A 23,452-nucleotide genomic window follows, 5' to 3' on the forward strand; every position below is an offset into this window, starting at 1 on the left:
GCCTTGATAGTCGAGCCCGCTCCTGGAGGAGCGGGCTCGCACGGTGATTGGGCCGCCTCTCACACCACCTGGATCACTCAGACAGTGTCCACCTTCAACGAATGATCATTGAGCATCCCGTTGATGATGGTCGCCGTGTCCTGCCCCGAGGCGATCACCCCACCCGCGCCGGCCGTGACGCCATAGTGCTGCGCCAGATCGACCCCGGCCAGCTCGATGGTCTGGGTGGGCGCGGCGCCCGCCACACTGCTGACTTCGATGGTCGAGACCACATTGGTGCCGGTACCGGTGACTTTGAAATGCAGGTAGTCATCCAGCGAGGCGGAGGTAGCCTGTTCGCCCTGAAGCAATTGCGACAGGTCAAGGCGGTCGCTGCCGGGGGTGAAGTCGCTCACGGTGTCGTGCCCCACATCCCCCTTTTGCCAGACAAAGGTGTCGTTACCGCCACCGCCGGTGAGCCGGTCATTGCCCAAGCCGCCAATGAGCACGTTGTTGCCGCCATCGCCAATCAGGATGTCGTTGTAGTCAGAACCGATGAGGTTCTCGATGCCATTGAGGGTATCGATACCGGCTCCCCCGGTATCCTGCGCACCGGTGAGGTTCAGGTTGACGGTCACTGCACCAGTGGCCGAGGCGTAGCTGGCCGTATCAATGCCCGCCCCCCCGTCGAGCAGATCATTGCCCGGGCCACCGATCAGCAGGTCATTGCCCTCCCCGCCATAGAGTTTGTCATCGCCACTGCCACCGACCAGCACATCGTTGCCAGCGGCACCGTGCAAGGTATCGTTGCCCGCGCCGGCCACCAGGGTGTCATTGTCGGCGGTGCCCGTGAGCACGCTGCCCCCCTGATAGGTGATGTCGACATTGCCTGTCGCGCTGGCGCCGTGGCCATCACTCACCGTGTAGGTGCCGTTGTACACATCCTGCGCGGCATCGCTGTAGTCGATCGACATCGTCAGCAGGTAGTTCGCCGTGCCGTGGCTACCATTGCCGCTGGAGACATTGATCATGTGGATGGAGTACGTGCCGTCGTGGCTGGCGGTAAAACCCTTGTCGTTGTCGATAGCCTGGTAGCTGCCACCTTCGTCCTTCCACTCCATGGCGACCTGACTTGCCGACAAGTCATGGTGCAGGTTCAGGGTCTCGCCTTTCTTGAGGGTGACCGTCAATACATCCTGCGCGTTGGCGAAGTTGCCGTTGGGCGAGGCCAGGAAGCCGCTCACGATCAGCGCGGCCGCCATGCTGTCGGAGGTCCCGCGGAACTCGCTTCGCGCAAGGTCCCGAACCCGGTTGGGCAGGTTGCTGCCGATGCCATTGAACTCGATCACAGGGGTGTCGCTGCCCACCCCAAAGCCTGCGCCGTTGGCAGAGAACTGGGTGTCGAAATAGGTCGATGACACCGAGAGTTTGTCGTGGTCAGGGTCGCTGTCGTTGGCTAGCAAGGCTTCGGCAGGCACGGTAATCCCCGCGCCGGCGATATTGGTGATGATGTGGTCGGCACCGGCCACGGGAGGTGCATTCGTCGCTTGGGGCTCGCATATCCAGGGTTGGCTGTCCTGCACCTTGATGCTGACGGTGGTGGTGCTTTCATCACCGTCGGCGTCACGGATGGTGTAGACGAAGATGTCGGTCGCACCCTCGCTGCCCACGCTATTGGGGTTGGCATGGTAGCTGGCGCTGCCGTCTGCATTGAGGATCAGGTAGCCATAGTTGCCCATGACCTGGGTGCCGACATCACCATGCGCGGCGGTGGAGGTGTCACTACCCACGCGCACGCCAACCACGGCGTTGCCGTTGGCGGCCTTGTCCGCGCCCAGGTCGTCGTTGTACAGCACGTTGCCGGTGACCACGCCGCCCTCGTGCACGATCGATTTCGAATCGGCAATGGCCTTGGGCACGTCATCGACAATGTTGATGACGATCTGACTGGTGATGGTGTTGCCCTGTTGATCCTTCGCCTGGTAAGTGAAAGTCTCGGTCGTAATGTTCGGGCCGTCGTTGCCACCGCCCGGGGTTTTAGGAGCCGAGGTCAGGGTGTAGGTATAAGTGCCGTCGCCGTTCAGATGAAGCTGTCCGTATTGTCCTGCAGCGTTGCCTAGCAGACTGTAAGTCAATGCACCGACCCCGCCTTGTACCGCACCTGCCAGGGTGCCGGAGGCCGTTTCGCCGGTGGAGGTTGGATCGCTGCCGGTGACGTTGCCCGGGGCGAGGTCCTTGCCATCCTGGTTGAGGTCCAAGGCTTTTTCATACACCGTGACATCGCAGTCTGGGCCGCTCACCGACAGTGGATTGCCCTGCACATTGAGGGTGACGGTGGTGGTGCTTTCGTCGCCATCAGCATCGCGGATGGTATAGACGAAGGTGTCGGTCGCACCGTTGCTGACCACGCTGCTGGGGTTGGCATGGTAGGTCGCAAAGCCATCGGCGTTGATCACCAGGTAGCCGTAGTTGCCCATGACCTGGGTGCCGACGTCACCATGGGCCGAGGTCGAGGTATCGTTGCCTGCACGCACGCCGACCACGACATTACCGTTAGTGACCTTGTCCGCGCCCAGGACATCGTTGTACAGCACATCGCCACTTGCCATGCCGCCCACCTGTACGGTGGCTGAGTCGGCATTGGCCTTGGGCACGTCGTCGACGATGTTGATGACGATCTGGCTGGTGATTGTGTTGCCCAGCTGATCCTTCGCCTGATAGGTGAAGGTCTCGGTCAGGGTGTTCGGGCCATCGTTGGCGCCACCGGGAGTCTTCGGCGCCGAGGTCAGGGTGTAGGTGTAAGTGCCGTCGCCGTTCAGGTGAATCTGGCCGTATTGCCCGACGGCATTGCCCACCAAGGTGTAGGTCAATGCACCGACCCCGCCTTGCACCGCGCCGACCAGGGAGCCCGTTCCGGTCTCGCCCGTGGACGTGGGATCGCTGCCGGTGACGTTCCCGGCCGCCAGGTCCTTGCCGTCCTGGTTCAGGTCCAGGGCTTTTTCGTAGACCGTCACATCACGGTCCGCCCCGCTGACCGAGAGGCCGCTGTCCAGCACATTGATGGTGACGGTGGTGGTGCTCTCGTCGCCGTCGGCATCGCGAATGGTGTAGACGAAGGTGTCGGTCGCACCGGCCCCGGCCACGCTGTTGGGGTTGGCGTGGTAGGTCGCGCTGCCGTCGGCATTGAGGACCAAGTAGCCATAGGTGCCCATGATCTGGTTGCCGACATCACCATGGACGGGGTTCGAGGTATCGCTGCCAGCCTTTACGCCGACGACAGCCTTGCCATCGGGTGCGCCATCGGCCCCGATCACATCGTTGTACAGCACGTTGCCGGTGACCACCCCGCCTTCGTGCACGACCGATTTTGAATCGGGATTGGCCTGGGGCAGGTCGTCGACGATGTTCACATCGATACTGCCACTGGCACTGCTGCCATCGCTGTCGGTCGCTACGACCGTAAAGCTTTCGCTCACACTGTTGGCGCCATCAGCATTGGGATGCGCCTCGTTGTCGGTCAGGGTGTAGCTGTAGTTGACGACGCCGGTGGCCGGGTTGTAGCCGGTCACGGTCAGGGTATTGCCTAGCGGTGTGGTAATGGATTGCGGAAAACCTGCCACCACCCCGCCGTTGACCAGGGTGATACCACCCACGACCAGCGTTTGCAGGCCATCTGCTGCCGTGACGGTAAAAGTCCCGCTTTGCGTCAATGCCGAGGCATCCGGGGCACTGCCATCGCCCAGGTGCTTCTCGTGGACGGTGAGTTCACCCCCTTTTACATCCAGACCATCGAGGGTCACCGGATCGTTGAGGTTGGTGACATTGAGTACCAACGTCGCCGTGCTGCTGTCGCCGTCCGCATCGGTCAGCGTGTAGGTGAAGTGCTCAACGCCCGAGCCACCACCGTGCAGGTTGATGAAATCAGGGTCGTTGGTGTTCAACGTGTAGGTGTAGGACCCGTCAGCCGCCAGCACCAACGTACCGTAGGTGCCGACGAACGTACCGGCGGTGATCGGGCCGGAAGGCACTCGGTCGGCGCCCTGCACATCGTTGGTCAGCACGTTGCCGGTCAGTGTGGTTTGCTGCTCGGTCGCGACCGTCGGGTTGCTGTCGTCCAGGGCTTTGGGCGCGTCGTCGACAATGTTCACGTCGATGCTGCCAATGGCACTGCTGCCATCGCTGTCGGTCGCTACGACCGTAAAGCTTTCGCTCACACTGTTGGCGCCATCAGCATTGGGATGCGCCTCGTTGTCGGTCAGGGTGTAGCTGTAGCTGACGACGCCAGTGGCCGGGTTGTAGCCGGTCACGGTCAGGGTATTGCCTAGCGGTGTGGTAATGGATTGCGGAAAACCTGCCACCACCCCGCCGTTGACCAGGGTGATACCACCCACGACCAGCGTTTGCAGGCCATCTGCTGCCGTGACGGTAAAAGTCCCGCTTTGCGTCAATGCCGAGGCATCCGGGGCACTGCCATCGCCCAGGTGCTTCTCGTGGACGGTGAGTTCACCCCCTTTTACATCCAGACCATCGAGGGTCACCGGATCGTTGAGGTTGGTGACATTGAGTACCAACGTCGCCGTGCTGCTGTCGCCGTCCGCATCGGTCAGCGTGTAGGTGAAGTGCTCAACGCCCGAGCCACCACCGTGCAGGTTGATGAAATCAGGGTCGTTGGTGTTCAACGTGTAGGTGTAGGACCCGTCAGCCGCCAGCACCAACGTACCGTAGGTGCCGACGAACGTACCGGCGGTGATCGGGCCGGAAGGCACTCGGTCGGCGCCCTGCACATCGTTGGTCAGCACGTTGCCGGTCAGTGTGGTTTGCTGCTCGGTCGCGACCGTCGGGTTGCTGTCGTCCAGGGCTTTGGGCGCGTCGTCGACAATGTTCACGTCGATGCTGCCAATGGCACTGCTGCCATCGCTGTCGGTCGCTACGACCGTAAAGCTTTCGCTCACACTGTTGGCGCCATCAGCATTGGGATGCGCCTCGTTGTCGGTCAGGGTGTAGCTGTAGCTGACGACGCCAGTGGCCGGGTTGTAGCCGGTCACGGTCAGGGTATTGCCTAGCGGTGTGGTAATGGATTGCGGAAAACCTGCCACCACCCCGCCGTTGACCAGGGTGATACCACCCACGACCAGCGTTTGCAGGCCATCTGCTGCCGTGACGGTAAAAGTCCCGCTTTGCGTCAATGCCGAGGCATCCGGGGCACTGCCATCGCCCAGGTGCTTCTCGTGGACGGTGAGTTCACCCCCTTTTACATCCAGACCATCGAGGGTCACCGGATCGTTGAGGTTGGTGACATTGAGTACCAACGTCGCCGTGCTGCTGTCGCCGTCCGCATCGGTCAGCGTGTAGGTGAAGTGCTCAACGCCCGAGCCACCACCGTGCAGGTTGATGAAATCAGGGTCGTTGGTGTTCAACGTGTAGGTGTAGGACCCGTCAGCCGCCAGCACCAACGTACCGTAGGTGCCGACGAACGTACCGGCGGTGATCGGGCCGGAAGGCACTCGGTCGGCGCCCTGCACATCGTTGGTCAGCACGTTGCCGGTCAGTGTGGTCTGCTGCTCGGTCGCGACCGTCGGGTTGCTGTCGTCCAGGGCCTGTGGCGCGTCATCGACGATGTGAGCATCGAGCATGCCACTGGCCACGCTCCCATTCGAATCGCTGACGTGCACTGCCAACTGCTCACCCAGCGCGTGGGTGCCCCCGGCGGTCACGAGGGTGTAGCTATAGCTGACCGTACCTGTGAGGGGGTCATAACCGGTGATGGTCAGGACGTTGCCCAACGCCGTGGTCACGGACTGGCCAATCCCCGTTACCGCACCTCCCGTAACGACATTGATACCGCCGACATTGAGGTTGAATACCCCATCGGGCGCCGACACGGTAAAAGTGCCCCCCTGGGTCAACGCCCCTGGGTTGCTGGCCGAACCCTGAGGCAGGTTGGCCTCGTGCAAGGTCAGTTCGCCACCTGCGACGTCCAACCCCTGCAGGGTCACCGGATGATCGGGATCGTCAGGGCCATCGGGTCCGTCAGGGCCATCCGGACCATCGATCACAGGCCGACGATCGTCATCGAAGCGAATATCACCGGCATCGGGAATCGTGAATTCAGGGATGCCATTGAACCCTGCGGTAGGGAAACCGATCACCGGGTCGACGCGCCCGGCCACCTCGGTCAGCAACACGAAGCTATGACCACCGCCCACCGCCCCGGGCGCGCCAGTGCTGCTGGGGCCGGCCGCCGTGGCCTCGGCCTCCTGGCTCGGGTCGGCGCCTGCGGCAATCGCTTTTTGCAAGCGTTCGACATCACTCAGATCAGCTTCGCTGGGCGCTACCGACTCCGGGCCTTGCACATGCCCCGCCTGGTTGGCCAACAGCTCCGGCCGCAGTTCCAGGCTGCTGTCGCGCCCAAGGGTCAGCTCGGCACCATTATTCAAGTGCACGGCCACAGCCCCTGCGGCGCCGGTCTCGAGCTGTTCTCCGGCAAACAGCCGGTCCCCTTCGACCAGCACCCGACGGGTGCCGTCCTGACCGACCGCGAAGACTTGACCGACAACCTTGCTGACCACACCGAGTGATTTAGCCATGAACCAACGCCTCCATTGCCGAGTGATTCCTGCAACGCAAGGCGCTTGGAGGAAGGTGGAGATCGCCGCGTTGACCCCAGCGATGCGTCGAAAACCGTGTCAGGCCCCGGTTTCTCGGGAGATCAAGGCCTTTGGATGACAGTCGACGATGAATCCTGCAAAACGCGATGGCAAAATGACAGATGTCAATAAAATGTCGCCAAATAACGTCCTGCCTCCCTCCCCTCGTTACATCCCTGCCCTCTGCTGCAAGAAAAACGGGAACTTTTATCAGAGGCCCGAAAAACAAAGCGCGAGTGCTTAGTTAACGGACGACCTGAGTAGAACAATGTCCGGTATTTCTTAGAGCGCATAAGTTTTTTTTCGCATAAGTCTTATGAGGAAATCTTCTTAGATCGCCTGATAAATGTTCTTAGCTCTGTTGTTACAAACCTGAAACGGTTTGACTCTTATATTTCGTCATTTTTTTGGCGATTGCAGGACTTTTTCGAGACCAGGGAGATGTACCCCATGCGCGTTCTAACCCCCATCACCAGTGCAATTCTGTTGGCCATGGCGTGCGCCAACTCTCAGGCGATGTCGATCACCGAGGCGGTCCAGAACGCGGTGGACCAACATCCCGAAATCAGCGCCAGCCGAAACAGCCGTTTGTCGGCTGACGAGGATGTGAAGTTCGCGCGCGGAGGCTACTACCCCAGTGTCGACCTCATCGCAGGCTATGGCCGCCAACGCTCCGACAATACCAACACCCGTGGTTTCAACCCCGATGGTTCGCGCAACCACAACAAGGAAACCCTCAGCTATACCCAGTCGGAACTGCGTCTGCGGCAGATGCTCTTCGACGGCTTCAATACCGCCAACGAGGTAGGCCGTACCGAGGCAGTGGCCAATTCCCGTGCCTACTTCACCCAGGCCACGGCCGAAACCGTGGCCTTGCGCGCGATCGAGGTGTACCTGGAGGTGCTCAAGCGTCGCGAACTGGTGACCCTGGCCAAGAACAACCTGCAAGCCCACCTGCGGGTCAATGACCAGATCGGGCTGCGCAGCGAACGCGGCGTAGGCAGCAATGCCGACCTGGACCAGTCTCACGCCCGTCGGGCCCTGGCCGAGAACAACCTGGATACCGCCGAGGTCGACCTGGCCGACGCCGAGGCCAACTTCTACAGCGTGGTCGGGCGAATGCCCGATGAGCTGGAAACACCGGTGACCATCAAGGGCGAGGTGCCCACCTCCCTGGAACTGGCCCGCCAGGGCATGCTGGAGAACAACCCCTACCTCAAGTCGGCCCAAGCCGACGTGAATGCCGCCGAGCAACAGTACGAAGTGGCCAAGTCGCCCTTCTACCCACGCCTCGATGCCGTGCTGGCCACCGGTGCCAACAACAACATCGCCGGCCAGCGCGGCCATGACAACAACGACTGGCAGGCCGGCGTCGAGCTCAACTACAACCTGTTCCGCGGCGGCAGTGACAAGGCGCGTCTACAGTCGGATGCGCACAAGATCAACCAGGCCATGGACATCCGCAACAATGCCCTGCGCGAACTCAACGAAAACCTGAGCCTGGCCTGGAACGCCATGAACAACGCACGCAAGCAAACCCCGACCGCCCGCGAATACGCCGAGACCACCCAACGGGTACGCGCCGCCTACCAAGACCAGTTTGGCCTCGGCCAGCGCACCCTGCTCGACCTGCTCGACAGCGAAAACGAGCTGTACAACGCCAACCGCCGCTACACCGAAGTGCGCTACACCGAGGAGTTCTCCATGTATCGCGTGCTGGCGAACATGGGCGAGCTGCTGAGCAAGCAACGCATTTCGCTGCCGCCGGAGGCCATTGCCAAGACTGAAGTACGCAACGAGGCCCGGTTGCCTGACATGCGGTAGTTTCGACGCACTGCTGGCTGTTGTTCCGGAGAGGATTGGCTTCCACCGCGGCAGGAGTAGACCCTCGTGACCAGTATGCAAAGCGCGCAACCGCGCCTGGATGTTGATGATCCTTTGCTCGATGGCCTGCTGATCCTGTGCAAGCTGCACGGCTGCCCTGCCAGCCGCGCAGGCCTGTGCAGTGGCCTGCCCCTAGCGGAGCAGCGCCTCCCCCTCGAGCTGTTGCCCCGTGCCGCTGCACGTGCCGGCCTGCAGGCACGGGTACTGCAACGGGACCTGGGCGCCATTTCGCCGCTCAATCTGCCAGTGCTGCTGCTGCTCAACGATGGCCGCAGTGCCGTGCTGCAACGCTGGGGCGACGATGGTCGGGCGCTGATCCTGCCGTGCGAAGCCGAAGGTGGCGAGCAATGGATCGAACGCGAATCACTGGAGCAGGCCTACGCCGGCCAGGCACTGTTCGCCCGCCCCCGCCACACCCTGGAGAACCTGCGCACCCCCCTCATCCCACGGGTCGACGCCTGGTTTCGCGACACCCTCAAGCATTCGCGCTGGCTGTATGGCGATGCCCTCCTGGCCAGCCTGCTGATCAACCTGTTGGGGCTGATGGTGCCCCTGTTCGTCATGCAGACCTACGACCGGGTGGTGCCCAACCAGGCGCTTTCGACCCTCTGGGTGCTGGTCGTCGGCCTGTTCATCGGCACGGCCTTCGAGCTGGTGCTGCGCATGGTTCGCGCCCATCTGCTGGACCAGGCCGGCAAGAAGACCGACCTGATCCTCTCTGCCACCCTCTTCGAACGCATCACCGGCATGGCCATGAAAGCCCGGCCCGCCACCATTGGCGGTTTCGCCCAGAGCATCCATGACTTCCAGGGCCTGCGCGAATTCCTCACCGCTGTCACGCTCACCAGTATCATCGACCTGCCATTCGTGGTGCTGATGCTGCTGGTGATCGGCTTGCTCGGCGGCTGGTTGGTGCTGATCCCGCTGATCGCCTTCCCGGTGGCCGTGGCGTTTGCCCTGTTCATCCAGGTGCGCCTGCGTGACACGGTGCAGAAGAGCCTGAGCCTGGGTTCGGTGCGCCAGGCCCTGCTGATCGAGACCCTCGGCGGGCTGGAGACGCTCAAGGCCTGCGGCGCCGAGAGCGAGCGCCAGTACCAATGGGAGCACACCAACGGCGCCATCGCCCGCCTCGATGCCCATGCCCGCAACCTCTCGTCCCTGGCCAGCAACGGCACGCTGTTCATCCAGCAGTTCTGCGGCATGGCCACCATCGTTGCCGGCGTCTACAGCATCATCGCCGGCAACCTCAGTGTCGGCGCCCTGGTGGCCAGCTACATGCTCGGCAGCCGGGTGTTGGCGCCACTCGGGCAGATTGCCGGCCTGATCACCCGCTACCAGCAGGCCCAGCTGACCATGCGCAGCACCGACGCCCTGATGGCCCTGCCCCAGGAGCGCCAACCCGAGCACCAAGCCCTGGAACACACCACACTGCAAGGTGGGCTTGCCCTCAATCATGTGAGCTTCCGCTACCCCGGCCAGACCGCCCTTGCCCTGCAGGATGTTCAGCTGAGCATCAAGCCCGGCGAGCGCATCGGCATCATCGGGCGCAGTGGCTCGGGCAAGAGCACCCTCGCCCGACTGCTGATGGGCTTTCATCATCCGGACGAAGGCCAGGTGCTGCTGGACAACCTCGACCTGCGCCAGCTGGACATCGCTGACCTGCGCGGCCAGATGGGCTATGTCGCCCATGACCTGCCGTTATTGGCCGGCAGCCTGCGCGACAACCTCACCCTGGGGGCTCGCCATGTCAGCGACGCGCGCATGCTTGAGGTGGCCGAGCTCACCGGCGTCAGCGAACTGGCCCGCCTACACCCGCAAGGCTTCGACCGCCCGGTGGGTGAGCGCGGCCAGTTGCTGTCCGGTGGCCAACGCCAGTGCGTGTTGCTGGCACGGGCACTGTTGCTGGAGCCGCCGATCCTGATCCTCGACGAACCCACCAGCCACATGGACAACAGCAGCGAGGAACAGCTGCGCCAGCGCCTGCTGGCCTGGGTCCCCGGCAAGACCGTGCTGTTGGTTACCCACCGCACCTCCCTGCTGAGCCTGGTGGACCGGTTGATGGTGCTGGACAACGGCAAGATCGTCGCCGACGGGCCGAAGGACGCGGTCATCGATGCCCTGCGTAAAGGCCGCATCGGCGCGGCCTTGTAGCAAGCGCACAAAACCTGAGGGAGCGACTGTTTCGCGCTGTGGTGCCTTCTTCGCGGGTAAACCCGCTGCAAGCACCGCGAAACAGATGAGAGCGGCCCACAGGGTACGGCCAAATCCGTGAGTATCGTGTGGGTCAAAGAGAGGTAGGTCATGTCCCTGAGCCAGAGCATCCGCAGCCCCCACGGCAACGAAAAGCGCGCCGAACGCGACTACATGCCGGAGCTGGCCGGCGCCACCTTGCAGGACTCGCCCCGCCTGTCGCGCCTGACCGTGTGGCTGACGGCCGGCCTGCTGCTCACGGCATTGGCCTGGGCCCACTTCGCGGTGGTCGATGAGGTCACCGTAGGCGAAGGCAAGGCCATCCCGTCGAGCAAGGTGCAGGTCGTGCAGAACCTCGAAGGCGGCATCGTCACCGAGATCTTCGTGCGTGAGGGCCAGATGGTCGACAAAGGCGCCACCTTGCTGCGCCTGGACGACACGCGGTTTTTGTCCAACAAGGGTGAGAGCGAGGCCGACCGCTATGCCCTGACGGCCCAGGTCGAGCGCTTGTCAGCCGAATCCGAAGGCCGCCCCTTAAGCCTTTCGGACGAAGTGCGCGCCAAGGCGCCCCAGGTGGCCGAGGACGAAACGGCCCTGTATGAGTCGCGCCAGCGCCGCCTGGCAAGCGAAAAGCAGACCCTCAACGAACAACTGCGACAGAAAACCCAGGAGCTGGCCGAGTTTCGCTCCAAGGTCGACCAGTACCGCTCGGCCCTGGGCCTGCTGCAACAGGAGCTGAACATGTCCACTCCGCTGGTGGGCACCGGGGCGATTTCACCCGTGGAGATCCTGCGCCTGAAGCAGCGCGCCGTTGAAGCACGCGGCCAGCTCAATGCAACCAGCCTGGCGATCCCACGAGCCGAGGCTGCCGTGGCGGAGATCAAGAGCAAGATCCAGGAGTCCGACGCCACCTTCCGTTCGGAGGCGGCCAAGGAGCTCAATGACAAACGCACGGAGCTGTCGAAGATCACCGCCACCAGCATCGCCATCGACGACAGGGTCAACCGCACCACCGTGGTGTCGCCGGTGCGCGGGATCATCAAGCTGCTCAAGGTCAATACCATTGGCGGCGTGGTGCAGCCTGGCAGCGACCTGGTCGAGATCGTGCCGATCGAGGACAACTTACTGATCGAGGCCAAGGTCCGACCGCAGGACGTCGCCTTCCTGCACCCGGGGCAGACGGCGATGGTCAAGTTCAGTGCCTATGACTACACCATCTATGGTGGGCTCAAGGCCAAGCTTGAGCTGATCGGTGCCGACACCGTGACCGACGACAAGGGCAACGCCTTCTACCTGATCCAGGTACGCACCGAGAAGAACCACCTGGGCGGGGACAACAAACCCTTGCTGATCATTCCGGGAATGGTGGCCACGGTCGACATCATCACCGGGCGCAAGAGTGTGCTCGACTACCTGTTGAAACCGGTGCTCAAGGCCCGGACAGAGGCGCTGCGCGAGCGCTGAGCAGGCCATTGCCAAATGGCGGGCAAAAAAAAGCCCGCCAGTGTGAGAGCGGGCATAAGGACCTACGAAGATTCTTCTAGCGACCAACTAGCTTCCACGATAGGTCGAGTAACTGTAAGGCGAGATCAGCAGCGGCACGTGGTAGTGCTCTTGCTTCTCATCGATGCCAAAGCGCAGGACGACCACATCCAGGAAGGCGGTCTCCGGCAGTTTCACACCACGGGCGCGGTAGTAGTCGCCCGCGCTGAATTGCAGCTGGTAGACGCCAGTGCGGTAGTCTTCACCCTGCAGCAGCGGCGCGTCGACGCGGCCATCGCTGTTGGTCAGGGCAGTGTTCACCAGCTCCAGTTGCTGGCCTTCGACACGGTACAGCTCAACCTTGATCGAGCTGCCCGGGCAGCCGTGAGCGGCATCCAGTACGTGTGTGGTCAAACGTCCCATTTGCTTGTCGCCTCTTGTCGTATGCGTGGGCAAAAAATATACGGCAATCACCGCGCCAACGGCCTGCGGTGTGCGGGAATGGCGCCATTAAGACACTTTCTCGATAAATTGTACACAATTTTTTGAACCCCTCTTGCACAACCCCCTCACCCTCTCGATAAATGCAGCATTCGCCGCAAAGACAGGCCCCATGCCGACCTTGATGTCGTTATCTGACCGATCAGGCAGGTTTATTGCAATCGATTCCCAGCCGACAAAAGGGAAGAAATGCGGAAAAACAGGCTTACAAATGATTCAAGAAGTTGTATACAATCACCCTCATCCGGTGGTGCGACATCCCGACGCGGTCCGCCCACCACCCGCACTAACGTACAAGAAGGAAGACTGCAGTGAGCGCTGACTACCCTCGCGACCTGATCGGTTACGGCAACAACCCACCTCACCCGCACTGGCCGGGGAATGCACGCATCGCTCTGTCCTTCGTGCTCAACTATGAAGAAGGCGGCGAACGCAACGTCCTGCACGGTGACAAGGAGTCCGAAGCCTTCCTGTCCGAAATGGTTGCCGCTCAGCCTCTGCAAGGCGTGCGCAACATGAGCATGGAGTCGCTCTACGAATACGGCAGCCGCGCCGGCGTCTGGCGCCTGCTCAAGCTGTTCAAGGAAACCGGCGTTCCCCTGACCATCTTCGCCGTCGCCATGGCCGCCCAGCGCCATCCTGACGTGATCCGCGCCATGGTCGAAGCCGGCCACGAGATCTGCAGCCACGGCTACCGCTGGATCGACTACCAGTACATGGATGAGCAGCAAGAACGCGAGCACATGCTCGAAGCCATCCGCATCCTCACCGAACTGACCGGCGAGCGACCGCTGGGCTGGTACACCGGCCGCACTGGCCCGAACACCCGCCGCCTGGTGATGGAGGAAGGTGGCTTCCTCTATGACAGCGACACCTACGACGATGACCTGCCCTACTGGGAGCCGAACAACCCGACCGGCAAGCCGCACCTGGTGATCCCCTACACCCTGGACACCAACGACATGCGCTTCACCCAGGTCCAGGGCTTCAACTGTGGCGAGCAGTTCTTCCAGTACCTCAAGGATGCCTTCGACGTGCTCTACGCAGAAGGTGCCGAAGCGCCGAAGATGCTGTCGATCGGCCTGCACTGCCGTCTGGTCGGCCGCCCGGCTCGCCTGGCCGCCCTCAAGCGCTTCGTCGAATACGCCAAGAGCCATGACCAGGTCTGGTTCGCCCGCCGCGTGGACATCGCCCGCCACTGGCACGCCACCCACCCGTACAAGAACGAGAACGCCTGATGACTGCCTTCAAGACCCTCAAGCCATCGACCCTGGACCGCGACGCCTTCGTCAAGGTCTTCGCCGACATCTATGAGCACTCGCCGTGGGTTGCCGAAAAAGCCTACGACCTGGGTCAGCTGGGCGAACTGGACGAGATCGAGGCGCTGCACCAGCGCATGAGCGACATCCTGCTCAGCGCCAACCATGAAGACCAACTGGCGCTGATCAACGCTCACCCGGACTTGGCCGGCAAGGCTGCCATCCAGGGCGAGCTGACCGAATCCAGCACCAATGAACAGGCCGGCGCCGGCATCCACCAGTGCACCGCCGAAGAGTTCGCCCGCTTCACCGAACTCAACGATGCCTATAAAGCCAAGTTCAAGTTCCCGTTCATCATGGCGGTCAAGGGCAGCAACCGGCACCAGATCCTCGCCTCCTTCGAGAAACGCATCCACAACGACGCCGATGCCGAATTCAAGGAAGCCCTGGCGCAGATCAACCTGATCGCCCTGTTCCGCCTGCTGCAGCTTTAACAGACGGTGCGATGGCCTGCCCCGCGTGCGCGACACGCTCGCCCCGGGGCCTGGCCCACACCCTAAACAGAACACAGAACAAAGAGATAACCGCATGCGCACTTTAGTGATCGAGCCCCTGACCAAAGAAGCCTTCGCCCCTTTCGGTGACGTGATCGAAACCGATGGCAGCGACCACTTCATGATCAACAACGGGTCGACCATGCGCTTCCACAAGCTCGCCACGGTCGAGACCGCCGAGCCTGAGGACAAAGCGATCATCAGCATCTTCCGCGCCGACGCCCTGGAGATGCCATTGACCGTACGCATGCTGGAACGCCATCCGCTGGGCAGCCAGGCTTTCATCCCGCTGCTCGGCAACCCCTTTCTGATCGTGGTCGCGCCAGTTGGCGATGCACCTGTATCAGGCTTGGTCCGTGCCTTCCGCAGCAATGGCAGGCAGGGCGTTAATTACCATCGCGGCGTCTGGCACCACCCGGTGCTGACGATCGAAAAGCGGGATGATTTCCTGGTGGTTGATCGCAGTGGTTCCGGCAACAACTGCGATGAGCATTACTTCACCGAGGATCAGATGCTGATCCTCAATCCCCACCAATAAGAAAAGGTCGGTCATCCGAGGCAAAGCAGTCATGCAGAGCCTGAATGGGTGACCGGCAAGAGGTACATACTGTGGAAGCACACCTTCACGAATGGCTGAACCTGAGCATCCGCTGGGTTCACATGATCACCGGTGTCGCCTGGATCGGTGCATCGTTCTACTTCGTCTGGCTGGAAAACAACCTGAACCGGAGCAATCCGCGCGACGGTTTGTCGGGTGACCTTTGGGCCATCCACGGCGGTGGTATCTACCACCTCGAGAAGTACAAGCTCGCCCCGCCGAAGATGCCCGAGAACCTGCACTGGTTCAAATGGGAAGCCTACTTCACCTGGATGTCCGGTATCGCCCTGCTCTGCGTGGTGTTCTACTGGAACCCGACCCTGTACCTGTTGGCACCTGGCAGCACCCTGAGCGGTGCCGAGGGCGTGGCCATCGGTATCGGTTCGCTGGTGGCCGGCTGGTTCATCTATGACTTCCTGTGCGACTCGCCACTGGGCAAGAAACCCGCCCTGCTGGGTGGCGTGCTGTTCGTTCTGATCATCGCGGCTTGCTTCGGCTTCAGCCTGGTGTTCAGCGGTCGCGGTGCCTACCTGCACACCGGCGCGATCATCGGCACCATCATGGTCGGTAACGTGTTCCGCATCATCATGCCAGCCCAGCGCCAGCTGGTGGCGGCCATCGAGAAGAACGAAACCCCTGACCCGGTCCTGCCGGCCAAGGGCCTGCTGCGTTCGCGTCACAACAACTACTTCACCCTGCCGGTGCTGTTCATCATGATCAGCAACCACTTCCCGAGCACCTACGGCAGCCAGTACAACTGGCTGATCCTGGCCGGGATCGCAGTAGCCGCGGTACTGATCCGTCACTACTTCAACACCCGCCACGACAGCAACAAGTACGCCTGGACCCTGCCTGTCGGCGCCCTGGCGATGATCTGCCTGGCCTATGTGACCGGTCCGAAGCCAATGCCGAGCGCACCTGAGCAAGCCGCGGCGAAGGTCGAGTACCAACCGCTGCCGGCAACCGCCATCGGTGGCAAGACCGCTGCCGAGCAACGTGCCGAAGACGCCGCCAAGGCCGCCGAGGCACCTGCCGCACCGGCCGAAGCACCTGCCCAGGCAACCGCCCAGGCCGCCCCGGGTGGTTTCGAGAAGATCCACAACGTCATCCAGGAACGCTGCACCGTGTGCCACTCGGCCAAGCCGACCAGCCCGCTGTTCAGCGCCGCGCCTGCCGGCGTGATGTTCGACACCCCGCAGCAGATCCAGGCCCAGGCCGCGCGCATCCAAGCGCAGGCGGTCGCCAGCCAGATCATGCCGCTGGGCAACATCACCCAGATGACCCAGGAAGAACGCAACATGGTCGGTGCCTGGATCGCCAAAGGCGCTCCGGTCAACTGACGTTGCACGCTGTACCCCACGTCAAGCTGTAAGTAGTACGTAGCTAGCATCGAGCTAGGACGCCAGAGCGGGAACCCCAGGCTTTCGAGCCTGCCACCCTGGCGTCCGACGCTTGGATCCGAGAATAAAAACAAAACTCGAGGTGCTGCATGTCCGAGTCCCGCAAGGCGTACATCCCCGTTGCGCCCCCACGACAGCCTCTGCCCCTGTTCCAACTGATCCTGGTGGGTCTGCAACATGTACTGCTGATGTACGGGGGCGCGATTGCCGTGCCTTTGATCATCGGCCAGGCCGCCGGACTGTCTCGTGAAGAAGTCGCTTTCCTGATCAACGCCGACCTGCTGGTCGCTGGCGTTGCCACCATGGTTCAATCGTTCGGTATCGGTCCCGTCGGCATTCGCATGCCGGTGATGATGGGTGCCAGCTTCGCTGCCGTCGGCAGCATGGTCGCCATGGCCGGCATGCCCGGCGTAGGCCTGCAGGGGATCTTCGGCGCGACCATCGCCGCCGGATTCTTCGGCATGCTGATCGCCCCGTTCATGTCCAAAGTCGTGCGGTTCTTCCCCCCACTGGTCACCGGCACCGTCATCACCTCGATCGGCCTGTCGCTGTTCCCGGTCGCGGTCAACTGGGCCGGTGGTGGTCAGGAAGCCGATACCTTCGGCTCGCCGATCTACCTGCTGGTCGCAGGCCTGGTACTGGCGGTCATCCTGCTGATCAACCGCTTCATGCGGGGGTTCTGGGTCAATGTCTCGGTGCTGGTCGGCATGGGTCTGGGCTATGTCCTGGCCGGCTCGATCGGCATGGTGGATCTCTCCGGTCTGTCCGAGGCACCGTGGCTGCAAGTGGTGACGCCACTGCACTTCGGCATGCCGACCTTCAGCCTGGCCCCGATCCTGTCCATGTGCCTGGTGGTGGTGATCATTTTCGTCGAGTCCACCGGCATGTTCCTCGCGCTGGGCAAGGTTACCGACCGTGAAGTCACCCCTGGCATGCTGCGTCGTGGCCTGATGTGCGACGCCGGCGCATCGTTCGTGGCGGGTTTCTTCAACACCTTCACCCACTCCTCCTTCGCCCAGAACATCGGTCTGGTACAGATGACCGGGGTCCGCTGCCGCTACGTCACCATCGTCGCTGGCGCCCTGCTCATCCTGCTCAGCCTGCTGCCGAAGGCGGCCTTCCTGATCGCCTCGATCCCGCCTGCGGTACTGGGCGGGGCGTCCATCGCCATGTTTGGCATGGTCACCGCCACAGGCATCAAGATCCTTCAGGAAGCGGACATCTCCGACCGTCGTAATCAGTTGCTGGTCGCGGTCAGCGTAGGCTTTGGCCTGATCCCTGTGGTCCGTCCAGAGTTCTTCGCGCAGATGCCACAGTGGATGGAACCTATCACCCACAGTGGTATCGCCATGGCAACGGTCAGTGCCCTGGTGCTGAACCTGCTGTTCAACATCCTGGGTGGCGCCGAGCGCGCCGTGCATAACGCAGCCCACCAGCATTGAGCCCCGGGCGGTAGCCCTGCCGCCCCGCTCTTCCATGCAGTAACCGCAACACCGGTGACCCACGCATGTGGGTCGCAGGGGGCGCGCTTGCGCGTCAAAAAACCACAAACAAGAACAAGAACCGGGAATCTCAACATGAAACGCATCACTTCGTCCCTGTTGCTGGGCAGCAGCCTGCTGGCCACCCTCCCCGCCGTCGCGGGCGACTTGTTGGAGTGGCACGGCGAAAGCCTGACCTACCTGTACGGCAAGGACTTCAAGGTCAACCCAGGTATTCAGCAGACGGTGACGTTCGAACACGCCAACCGGTGGAAGTACGGCGACACCTTCCTGTTCATCGACAAAATCTTCTACAACGGCCAGGCCGATGCCAACAAAGGTCCTACCACCTACTACGGCGAATTCAGCCCACGCCTGTCACTGGGCCGGATCTTCGACCGCAACCTCTCGTTTGGCCCGGTCAAGGACGTGTTGATCGCCATGACCTACGAGCGCGGTGAAGGTGACAACGAAGCCTACCTGATCGGCCCTGGCTTCGCCCTGAACGTGCCGGGCTTCAACTACTTCAACCTGAACTTCTACGTACGTAACACCGAGGGCAGCCGCCCAGGTGATAACGTCTGGCAGATCACCCCGAACTGGTCCTACACCATCCCCGTGGGCAAATCCGACATCCTCATCGATGGCTACATCGACTGGGTGGTGGACAACGACGAGACCCGCCGTGGCACCTACCACGCCAACCTGCAGTTCAACCCACAGGTCAAGTACGACCTGGGCAAAGCGTTGAACTGGGGTGCCAAGCAACTGTATGTGGGTATCGAATACAGCTACTGGAAAGACAAGTACGGCATCGACAACAGCGGCAACATCGACAGCAATCAGAGCGTCACCAGCGCCTTGGTGAAAGTCCACTTCTAAAAGTTGACTCTAAGTTCAGGTTTTATGCCATAGTTACTCCCGGACGGAGTACTTGAGGCCAAGCGCGCAAGTGGGTAATCTGCGCGCCCCTCGATCAGGGCAGGAAGGATCCTGCCCGCGTTTACTGACCGCTCAGTCAATGAATTAGGGCGGTTGGCCAACGTGTTGCCAGCCTGAAACACCCATTTCATCCGTTCAGAACGTAGTCGAGCAGGATGGTTGTGACCAACCGGAAACGTTGGCGCAGCTCTTGCCAATTAGCTGTGGCCAATCGAAAAAAACTGACTCAAAAGACAAAAAATGCGCCTTAAGAGCGCTGACAACAGATCCACTCAAGGGAGCGACCTGCGCAATGCGTACCATCAACAGCCTGATTCTCGCCGGCGGCCTGCTGGCGTCCGGTGCCAGCTTCGCCGGCGATCTGCTGCAATGGCAGAACAACAGCCTCACCTACCTGTGGGGCAAGAACTTCAAGGTGAACCCTGAAACCCAACAGACCGTCACCTTCGAACACGCCGACGGGTGGAAGTACGGCGACAACTTCATCTTCGTCGACAAGATCTTCTACCAAGGCAAGAAAGACGCGAACAACGGCCCCAACACCTACTACGGCGAGATCAGCCCGCGTCTGTCGTTCGGCAAGATCTTCGACCAGAAGCTCGAGTTCGGCCCGATCAAAGACGTGCTGCTGGCCATGACCTATGAGTTCGGCGAGGGCGACACCGAGTCCTACCTGATCGGTCCAGGCTTCGACCTGGCGATCCCAGGCTTTGACTACTTCCAGCTGAACTTCTACCAGCGCACCACCGACGGCAGCCGTCCGGGTGACAATGTCTGGCAGATCACCCCGGTCTGGTCCTACACCATTCCCGTGGGTTCGTCTGACATCCTCATCGATGGCTTCATGGACTGGGTCGTGGACAACGACGAGAACCGCCGTGGCGACTACCACGCCAACCTGCACTTCAACCCGCAGGTCAAGTACGACTTGGGCAAGGCGCTGAAAGTAGGCGAGAAGCAGTTGTACGTAGGTATCGAGTACGACTACTGGAAGAACAAGTACGGCATTAAAGACAGCGATGGCTTCACCACCGATCAGAACACCATGAGTTTCCTGCTCAAGTACCACTTCTGATGCACTGAAACGTCACAGCGCCCCTAATAGGGGGCGCTGTGACGCTCAATCCTAGAAATATCATTACCCCCAAACTTCCCAAGCTGCTCTAGCGATAGGAAGAACTTGTCTTGGAGATCAGGAATACACTTGCAGGCAATACACCGCCCAGCCCCCACAGCGCTATTTCCACGTGATGATGTTCAAGCACTCTTAGAACATCCAGCACCAGCATTACACTGCTCACCGCGAGCGCCAGACCAAACATCGCACAACACTTCACCAGCCCCTCGCCACCGATACCTCGCTGGAGGAAATGCAAGCCCAGCGCGCCCCACGCCAGCACCAGGAACAGATAAAGCGCGAGATGATAGACATCGTACGTCAACACATTACCGAACATGAGCACCTCCCCCTTTTTGCGAAATAAAGAAACGCCTGCGCTATAAAAGCGAAATTTCCTACACCAAGCTACGGTTTTTTGACAAATCTTTTGCAAGTGCACTGCTAGCCTAGTTACTGTCATGCACCCGTAAGCATATAGGCAAATTTCATGCGCGCATCACTCGCTGCTCCCTGGCGTTTTCTCCTGCTACTTTGCTCACTCTGGTTCGGCATATTTGTGCTGACCCGACTCACACTGCTCCTCACACATCTCGATGAGTTTCAAGGCAACTACTTCTCATTATTCTTCAGCGCCACACTGTATGACGTAAGTTTCCTTGCCTACGCCGCCCTGCCAATGAGCCTGTACCTGGCGCTCTGCCCCACGGCGCTGTGGCGCTCTCGTGCACATCGCAGCGTGTTGCGCATTGTACTGGCGGCGAGTCTGTTCCTGATGCTGTTCGTCGCCGTGGCCGAGTGGCTGTTCTGGGACGAATTCGGCGTGCGCTTCAACTTCATCGCGGTCGACTACCTGGTGTACTCCAAGGAAGTGCTGGACAACATCCGCGAGTCCTATCCAATCCCGACGCTGCTCAGTGGCTTGGCGGTCACTGCCCTGGTGCTCACACTCCTGCTGCAAAAGCCCTTCGCCTGGGCCTTGTCGGGACCGACCAGCGACCTGCGCCAGCGCGTGCTGGGCGTTGCCACCGTGGCAGGCCTCTGTGCCGTGTCGGCACTGGCAATCGACCAACAGTTTCCCCGCGGGCAGGATGGCAATGCCTACCAGCGCGAACTGGCCAGCAACGGGCCGTATCAGTTCTTTGCCGCCTTCCGAAACAACGAACTCGACTACACCCAGTTCTATGCAAGCCTCGGCGCGAACGAGGTCGGTGCCCAGATGCACAAGGAACTGGCCGAAGCCAACGCCCGCTTCGACGCAGGCGAGCCCCAGGATATCCGCCGACACATCACGGCCAACGGCCCACAGCGCACCCCGAACATCATCCTGGTGACGATCGAGAGTTTCAGCGCCAAGTACATGGGCAGCAACGGCGATGCTCGCAACCTCACCCCCAACCTCGATGCGCTACGCGGCCAGAGCCTGTACTTCAACAACTTCTACGCGACCGGCACCCGCACCGATCGCGGGCTGGAAGCGATCACCCTGTCGATCCCGCCAACGCCTGGGCGTTCGATCGTTAAACGCATCGGCCGCGAGAGTGGCTATGCCAGCCTCGGCCAGCAATTGTCAGCCATTGGCTACGACGCCGTGTTCGTCTACGGCGGACGCGGCTATTTCGACAACATGAATGCCTTCTTCAGCGGCAACGGCTATCGCATCGTCGACCAAAGTAGCGTCGATGAAAGCGAAATCACCTTCAAGAATGCCTGGGGCATGGCCGACGAAGATCTGTACCGCCAGGCGATCAAACTGGCAGATGCCGATCATGCCAAGCAGGTGCCGTTCTTCCTGCAACTGATGACCACCTCCAATCACCGCCCCTACACCTACCCGGACGGGCGCATCGACATTCCCTCGGGCGAAGGACGAGAAGGTGCGGTGAAGTACACCGACCATGCTATTGCGCAGTTCCTGGGCCAGGTCAGGGACAAGCCCTGGTTCGACAACACGCTGTTCGTCTTCGTCGCCGACCACACCGCCGGCAGCGCTGGCATGGAAGACCTGCCAGTGAGCAACTATCAGATCCCGCTGTGGATCTACGCGCCCAAGCTGATCGAACCGCGGGAAACGTCAATGCTGGCCAGCCAGATCGATCTGGCCCCAACACTGCTTGGTTTGCTCAACGTGAGCTATACCTCGACATTCTTCGGTCGTGACCTGCTTCGTGGCGACGAACTGCCGCCACGGGTGCTGATCGGCAACTACCAACATCTGGGGCTGTTCGACGGCAAGGATCTGGCCATTCTCAGCCCCCGCGGCGGTTTACGGGTCCATGAGGATGCGCTGGGCAACAGCCGTGAACGCAAGGTTGGCGATGACAACCCGCTGATCCGACGGGCAATCACGTACTACCAGAGCGCTGCCTATGGCTTCAGCAAAGGCTTGCTGGCCTGGAAGCCGCAGCAGATCGAAAACGTGACAGTCAGCCCCTGACTGCCCGCCAGATCCTGGACACGACACCGACCACGGCCAGCACCACGGCGCCGGCGAATACGCCGGCCACGCCGTTGAGCAGCCCACCGGTCAGCGACCCGCCCCGCCCTTCGCTGAACGCCTCGATGGCGTGATGCAGCGGCTCGATGCCGTGTACCAGGATGCCCCCACCGACCAGGAACATGGCCGCAGTGCCGATCACCGACAGGCTTTTCATCATGTACGGCGCGGCCCGCAGGATGCCGTTGCCCACAGCGCGGGCCATGCGGGAGGCCTTGGTGGTCATCCACAAGCCCAGGTCGTCGAGCTTGACGATACCGCCCACCAAGCCGTACACCCCGATGGTCATCACCACGGCGATGCCCGACAGCACGACGATCTGCTGGGTCAAGGGCGAGTCGGCGACGATGCCCAGGGTGATGGCGATGATTTCGGCAGAGAGGATGAAATCGGTGCGCACCGCGCCTTTGATCTTGTCCTTCTCATAAGCCACCAGGTCGATGTTCGGATCGGCCAAGGCCTCGTTACGCGCCTCGTGCTGCGCCTGGTCCTCGTCCTTGCTGTGCAAGAACTTGTGCGCCAGCTTCTCGAAGCCCTCAAAGCACAGGTAGGCCCCACCGAGCATCAGCAATGGCGTGACCGCCCAGGGAATGAACGCACTGATCAGCAGCGCCGCCGGCACCAGGATCGCCTTGTTCACCAGCGAGCCCTTGGCCACCGCCCACACCACCGGAATCTCGCGATCGGCGCGCACACCGGTGACCTGCTGGGCGTTGAGCGCCAGGTCGTCGCCCAGCACCCCCGCGGTCTTCTTCGCCGCGACCTTGGTCATCACTGAGACGTCGTCGAGCACCGTGGCGATGTCGTCGATCAGTACCAGTAGACTGCTTCCTGCCATGTTTGCCTGCATCCCGTGGTTTGAGTGGGTCGATTCTAGCCCAAAGAGGCCGCCTTGAGCGCCCGACAAGGCCGGTGCTACCA

General features: G+C 61.5%; 15 protein-coding genes. 11 read left to right on the top strand and 4 right to left on the bottom strand.

Translation table 11 applies throughout. The features are described from left to right. Positions 1-77: 77 nt before the first annotated feature. Positions 78-6,566 carry a retention module-containing protein gene (locus IEC33019_RS15965; RefSeq protein ID WP_099593747.1) on the bottom strand — a complete coding sequence of 2,163 codons (6,489 nt, stop codon included), beginning with the start codon at positions 6,564-6,566 and terminating at the stop codon, positions 78-80. A 510-nt stretch (positions 6,567-7,076) separates the two neighbouring features. Here IEC33019_RS15965 and IEC33019_RS15970 point away from each other — a divergent pair. The 3 genes from IEC33019_RS15970 to IEC33019_RS15980 all read left to right on the top strand — a co-directional run bounded on the left by IEC33019_RS15970 (position 7,077) and on the right by IEC33019_RS15980 (position 12,164). Then, on the top strand, positions 7,077-8,450 hold the full coding sequence (locus IEC33019_RS15970; protein ID WP_070092140.1) for a TolC family outer membrane protein: 1,374 nt from the start codon (positions 7,077-7,079) through the stop codon (positions 8,448-8,450). 75 nt (positions 8,451-8,525) lie between these two features. Then, a complete protein-coding gene (locus tag IEC33019_RS15975) occupies positions 8,526-10,661 on the top strand; it encodes a type I secretion system permease/ATPase (protein ID WP_099593749.1) in 2,136 nt (711 codons plus the stop codon). A gap of 150 nt (positions 10,662-10,811) precedes the next feature. Continuing rightward, positions 10,812-12,164 (top strand): HlyD family type I secretion periplasmic adaptor subunit, encoded by a 1,353-nt coding sequence (locus IEC33019_RS15980; protein WP_070092142.1) that lies wholly within the window; start codon positions 10,812-10,814, stop codon positions 12,162-12,164. A gap of 87 nt (positions 12,165-12,251) precedes the next feature. On the opposite strand, the gene uraH is transcribed toward IEC33019_RS15980, so the two are convergent. Further along, positions 12,252-12,605 carry a hydroxyisourate hydrolase gene (gene uraH, locus IEC33019_RS15985; protein ID WP_043214849.1) on the bottom strand — a complete coding sequence of 118 codons (354 nt, stop codon included), beginning with the start codon at positions 12,603-12,605 and terminating at the stop codon, positions 12,252-12,254. Between the two features lie 389 nt (positions 12,606-12,994). Between uraH and puuE the strand changes: the two genes are divergently transcribed. From puuE to IEC33019_RS16020, 7 genes are all read left to right on the top strand, one after another. Further along, entirely contained in the window at positions 12,995-13,921 is a 927-nt protein-coding gene (gene puuE / locus IEC33019_RS15990; protein WP_043214851.1) for an allantoinase PuuE, read from the top strand. Continuing rightward, on the top strand, positions 13,921-14,436 hold the full coding sequence (uraD, locus tag IEC33019_RS15995) for a 2-oxo-4-hydroxy-4-carboxy-5-ureidoimidazoline decarboxylase (protein ID WP_070092143.1): 516 nt from the start codon (positions 13,921-13,923) through the stop codon (positions 14,434-14,436). The genes puuE and uraD overlap by 1 nt, the downstream gene beginning before the upstream one ends. A 94-nt stretch (positions 14,437-14,530) precedes the next feature. After that, the gene (locus tag IEC33019_RS16000) at positions 14,531-15,034 is read left to right on the top strand and encodes an ureidoglycolate lyase (protein WP_043214855.1); all 504 of its coding nucleotides are present in this window, start codon (positions 14,531-14,533) and stop codon (positions 15,032-15,034) included. Positions 15,035-15,105: 71 nt separating this feature from the next. Beyond that, complete coding sequence (locus tag IEC33019_RS16005; RefSeq protein ID WP_070092144.1) at positions 15,106-16,434, top strand: urate hydroxylase PuuD; 1,329 nt, start codon at positions 15,106-15,108, stop codon at positions 16,432-16,434. 149 nt (positions 16,435-16,583) lie between these two features. Further along, positions 16,584-17,936 carry a nucleobase:cation symporter-2 family protein gene (locus IEC33019_RS16010; RefSeq protein WP_070092145.1) on the top strand — a complete coding sequence of 451 codons (1,353 nt, stop codon included), beginning with the start codon at positions 16,584-16,586 and terminating at the stop codon, positions 17,934-17,936. 135 nt (positions 17,937-18,071) lie between these two features. After that, positions 18,072-18,857, top strand: coding sequence for an outer membrane protein OmpK (locus IEC33019_RS16015; RefSeq protein ID WP_070092146.1), 786 nt, complete (start codon positions 18,072-18,074; stop codon positions 18,855-18,857). Positions 18,858-19,209: 352 nt separating this feature from the next. Beyond that, positions 19,210-19,992: an outer membrane protein OmpK gene (locus IEC33019_RS16020; RefSeq protein WP_043214863.1), complete on the top strand. Its 783-nt coding sequence runs from the start codon at positions 19,210-19,212 to the stop codon at positions 19,990-19,992. Positions 19,993-20,080: 88 nt separating this feature from the next. Here the strand turns inward: IEC33019_RS16020 and IEC33019_RS16025 are convergent, their stop codons facing one another. After that, a complete protein-coding gene (locus IEC33019_RS16025) occupies positions 20,081-20,374 on the bottom strand; it encodes a hypothetical protein (protein WP_070092147.1) in 294 nt (97 codons plus the stop codon). A gap of 150 nt (positions 20,375-20,524) precedes the next feature. Here IEC33019_RS16025 and IEC33019_RS16030 point away from each other — a divergent pair, with 150 nt between their 5' ends. Then, complete coding sequence (locus IEC33019_RS16030; RefSeq protein WP_070092148.1) at positions 20,525-22,471, top strand: LTA synthase family protein; 1,947 nt, start codon at positions 20,525-20,527, stop codon at positions 22,469-22,471. Here IEC33019_RS16030 and IEC33019_RS16035 read toward each other — a convergent pair. Further along, positions 22,461-23,369: a DUF808 domain-containing protein gene (locus IEC33019_RS16035; RefSeq protein WP_070092167.1), complete on the bottom strand. Its 909-nt coding sequence runs from the start codon at positions 23,367-23,369 to the stop codon at positions 22,461-22,463. The genes IEC33019_RS16030 and IEC33019_RS16035 overlap by 11 nt on opposite strands. Between the last annotated feature and the right edge of the window lie 83 nt (positions 23,370-23,452).

Source organism: Pseudomonas putida (assembly GCF_002741075.1).
GTDB lineage: Bacteria > Pseudomonadota > Gammaproteobacteria > Pseudomonadales > Pseudomonadaceae > Aquipseudomonas > Aquipseudomonas putida_T.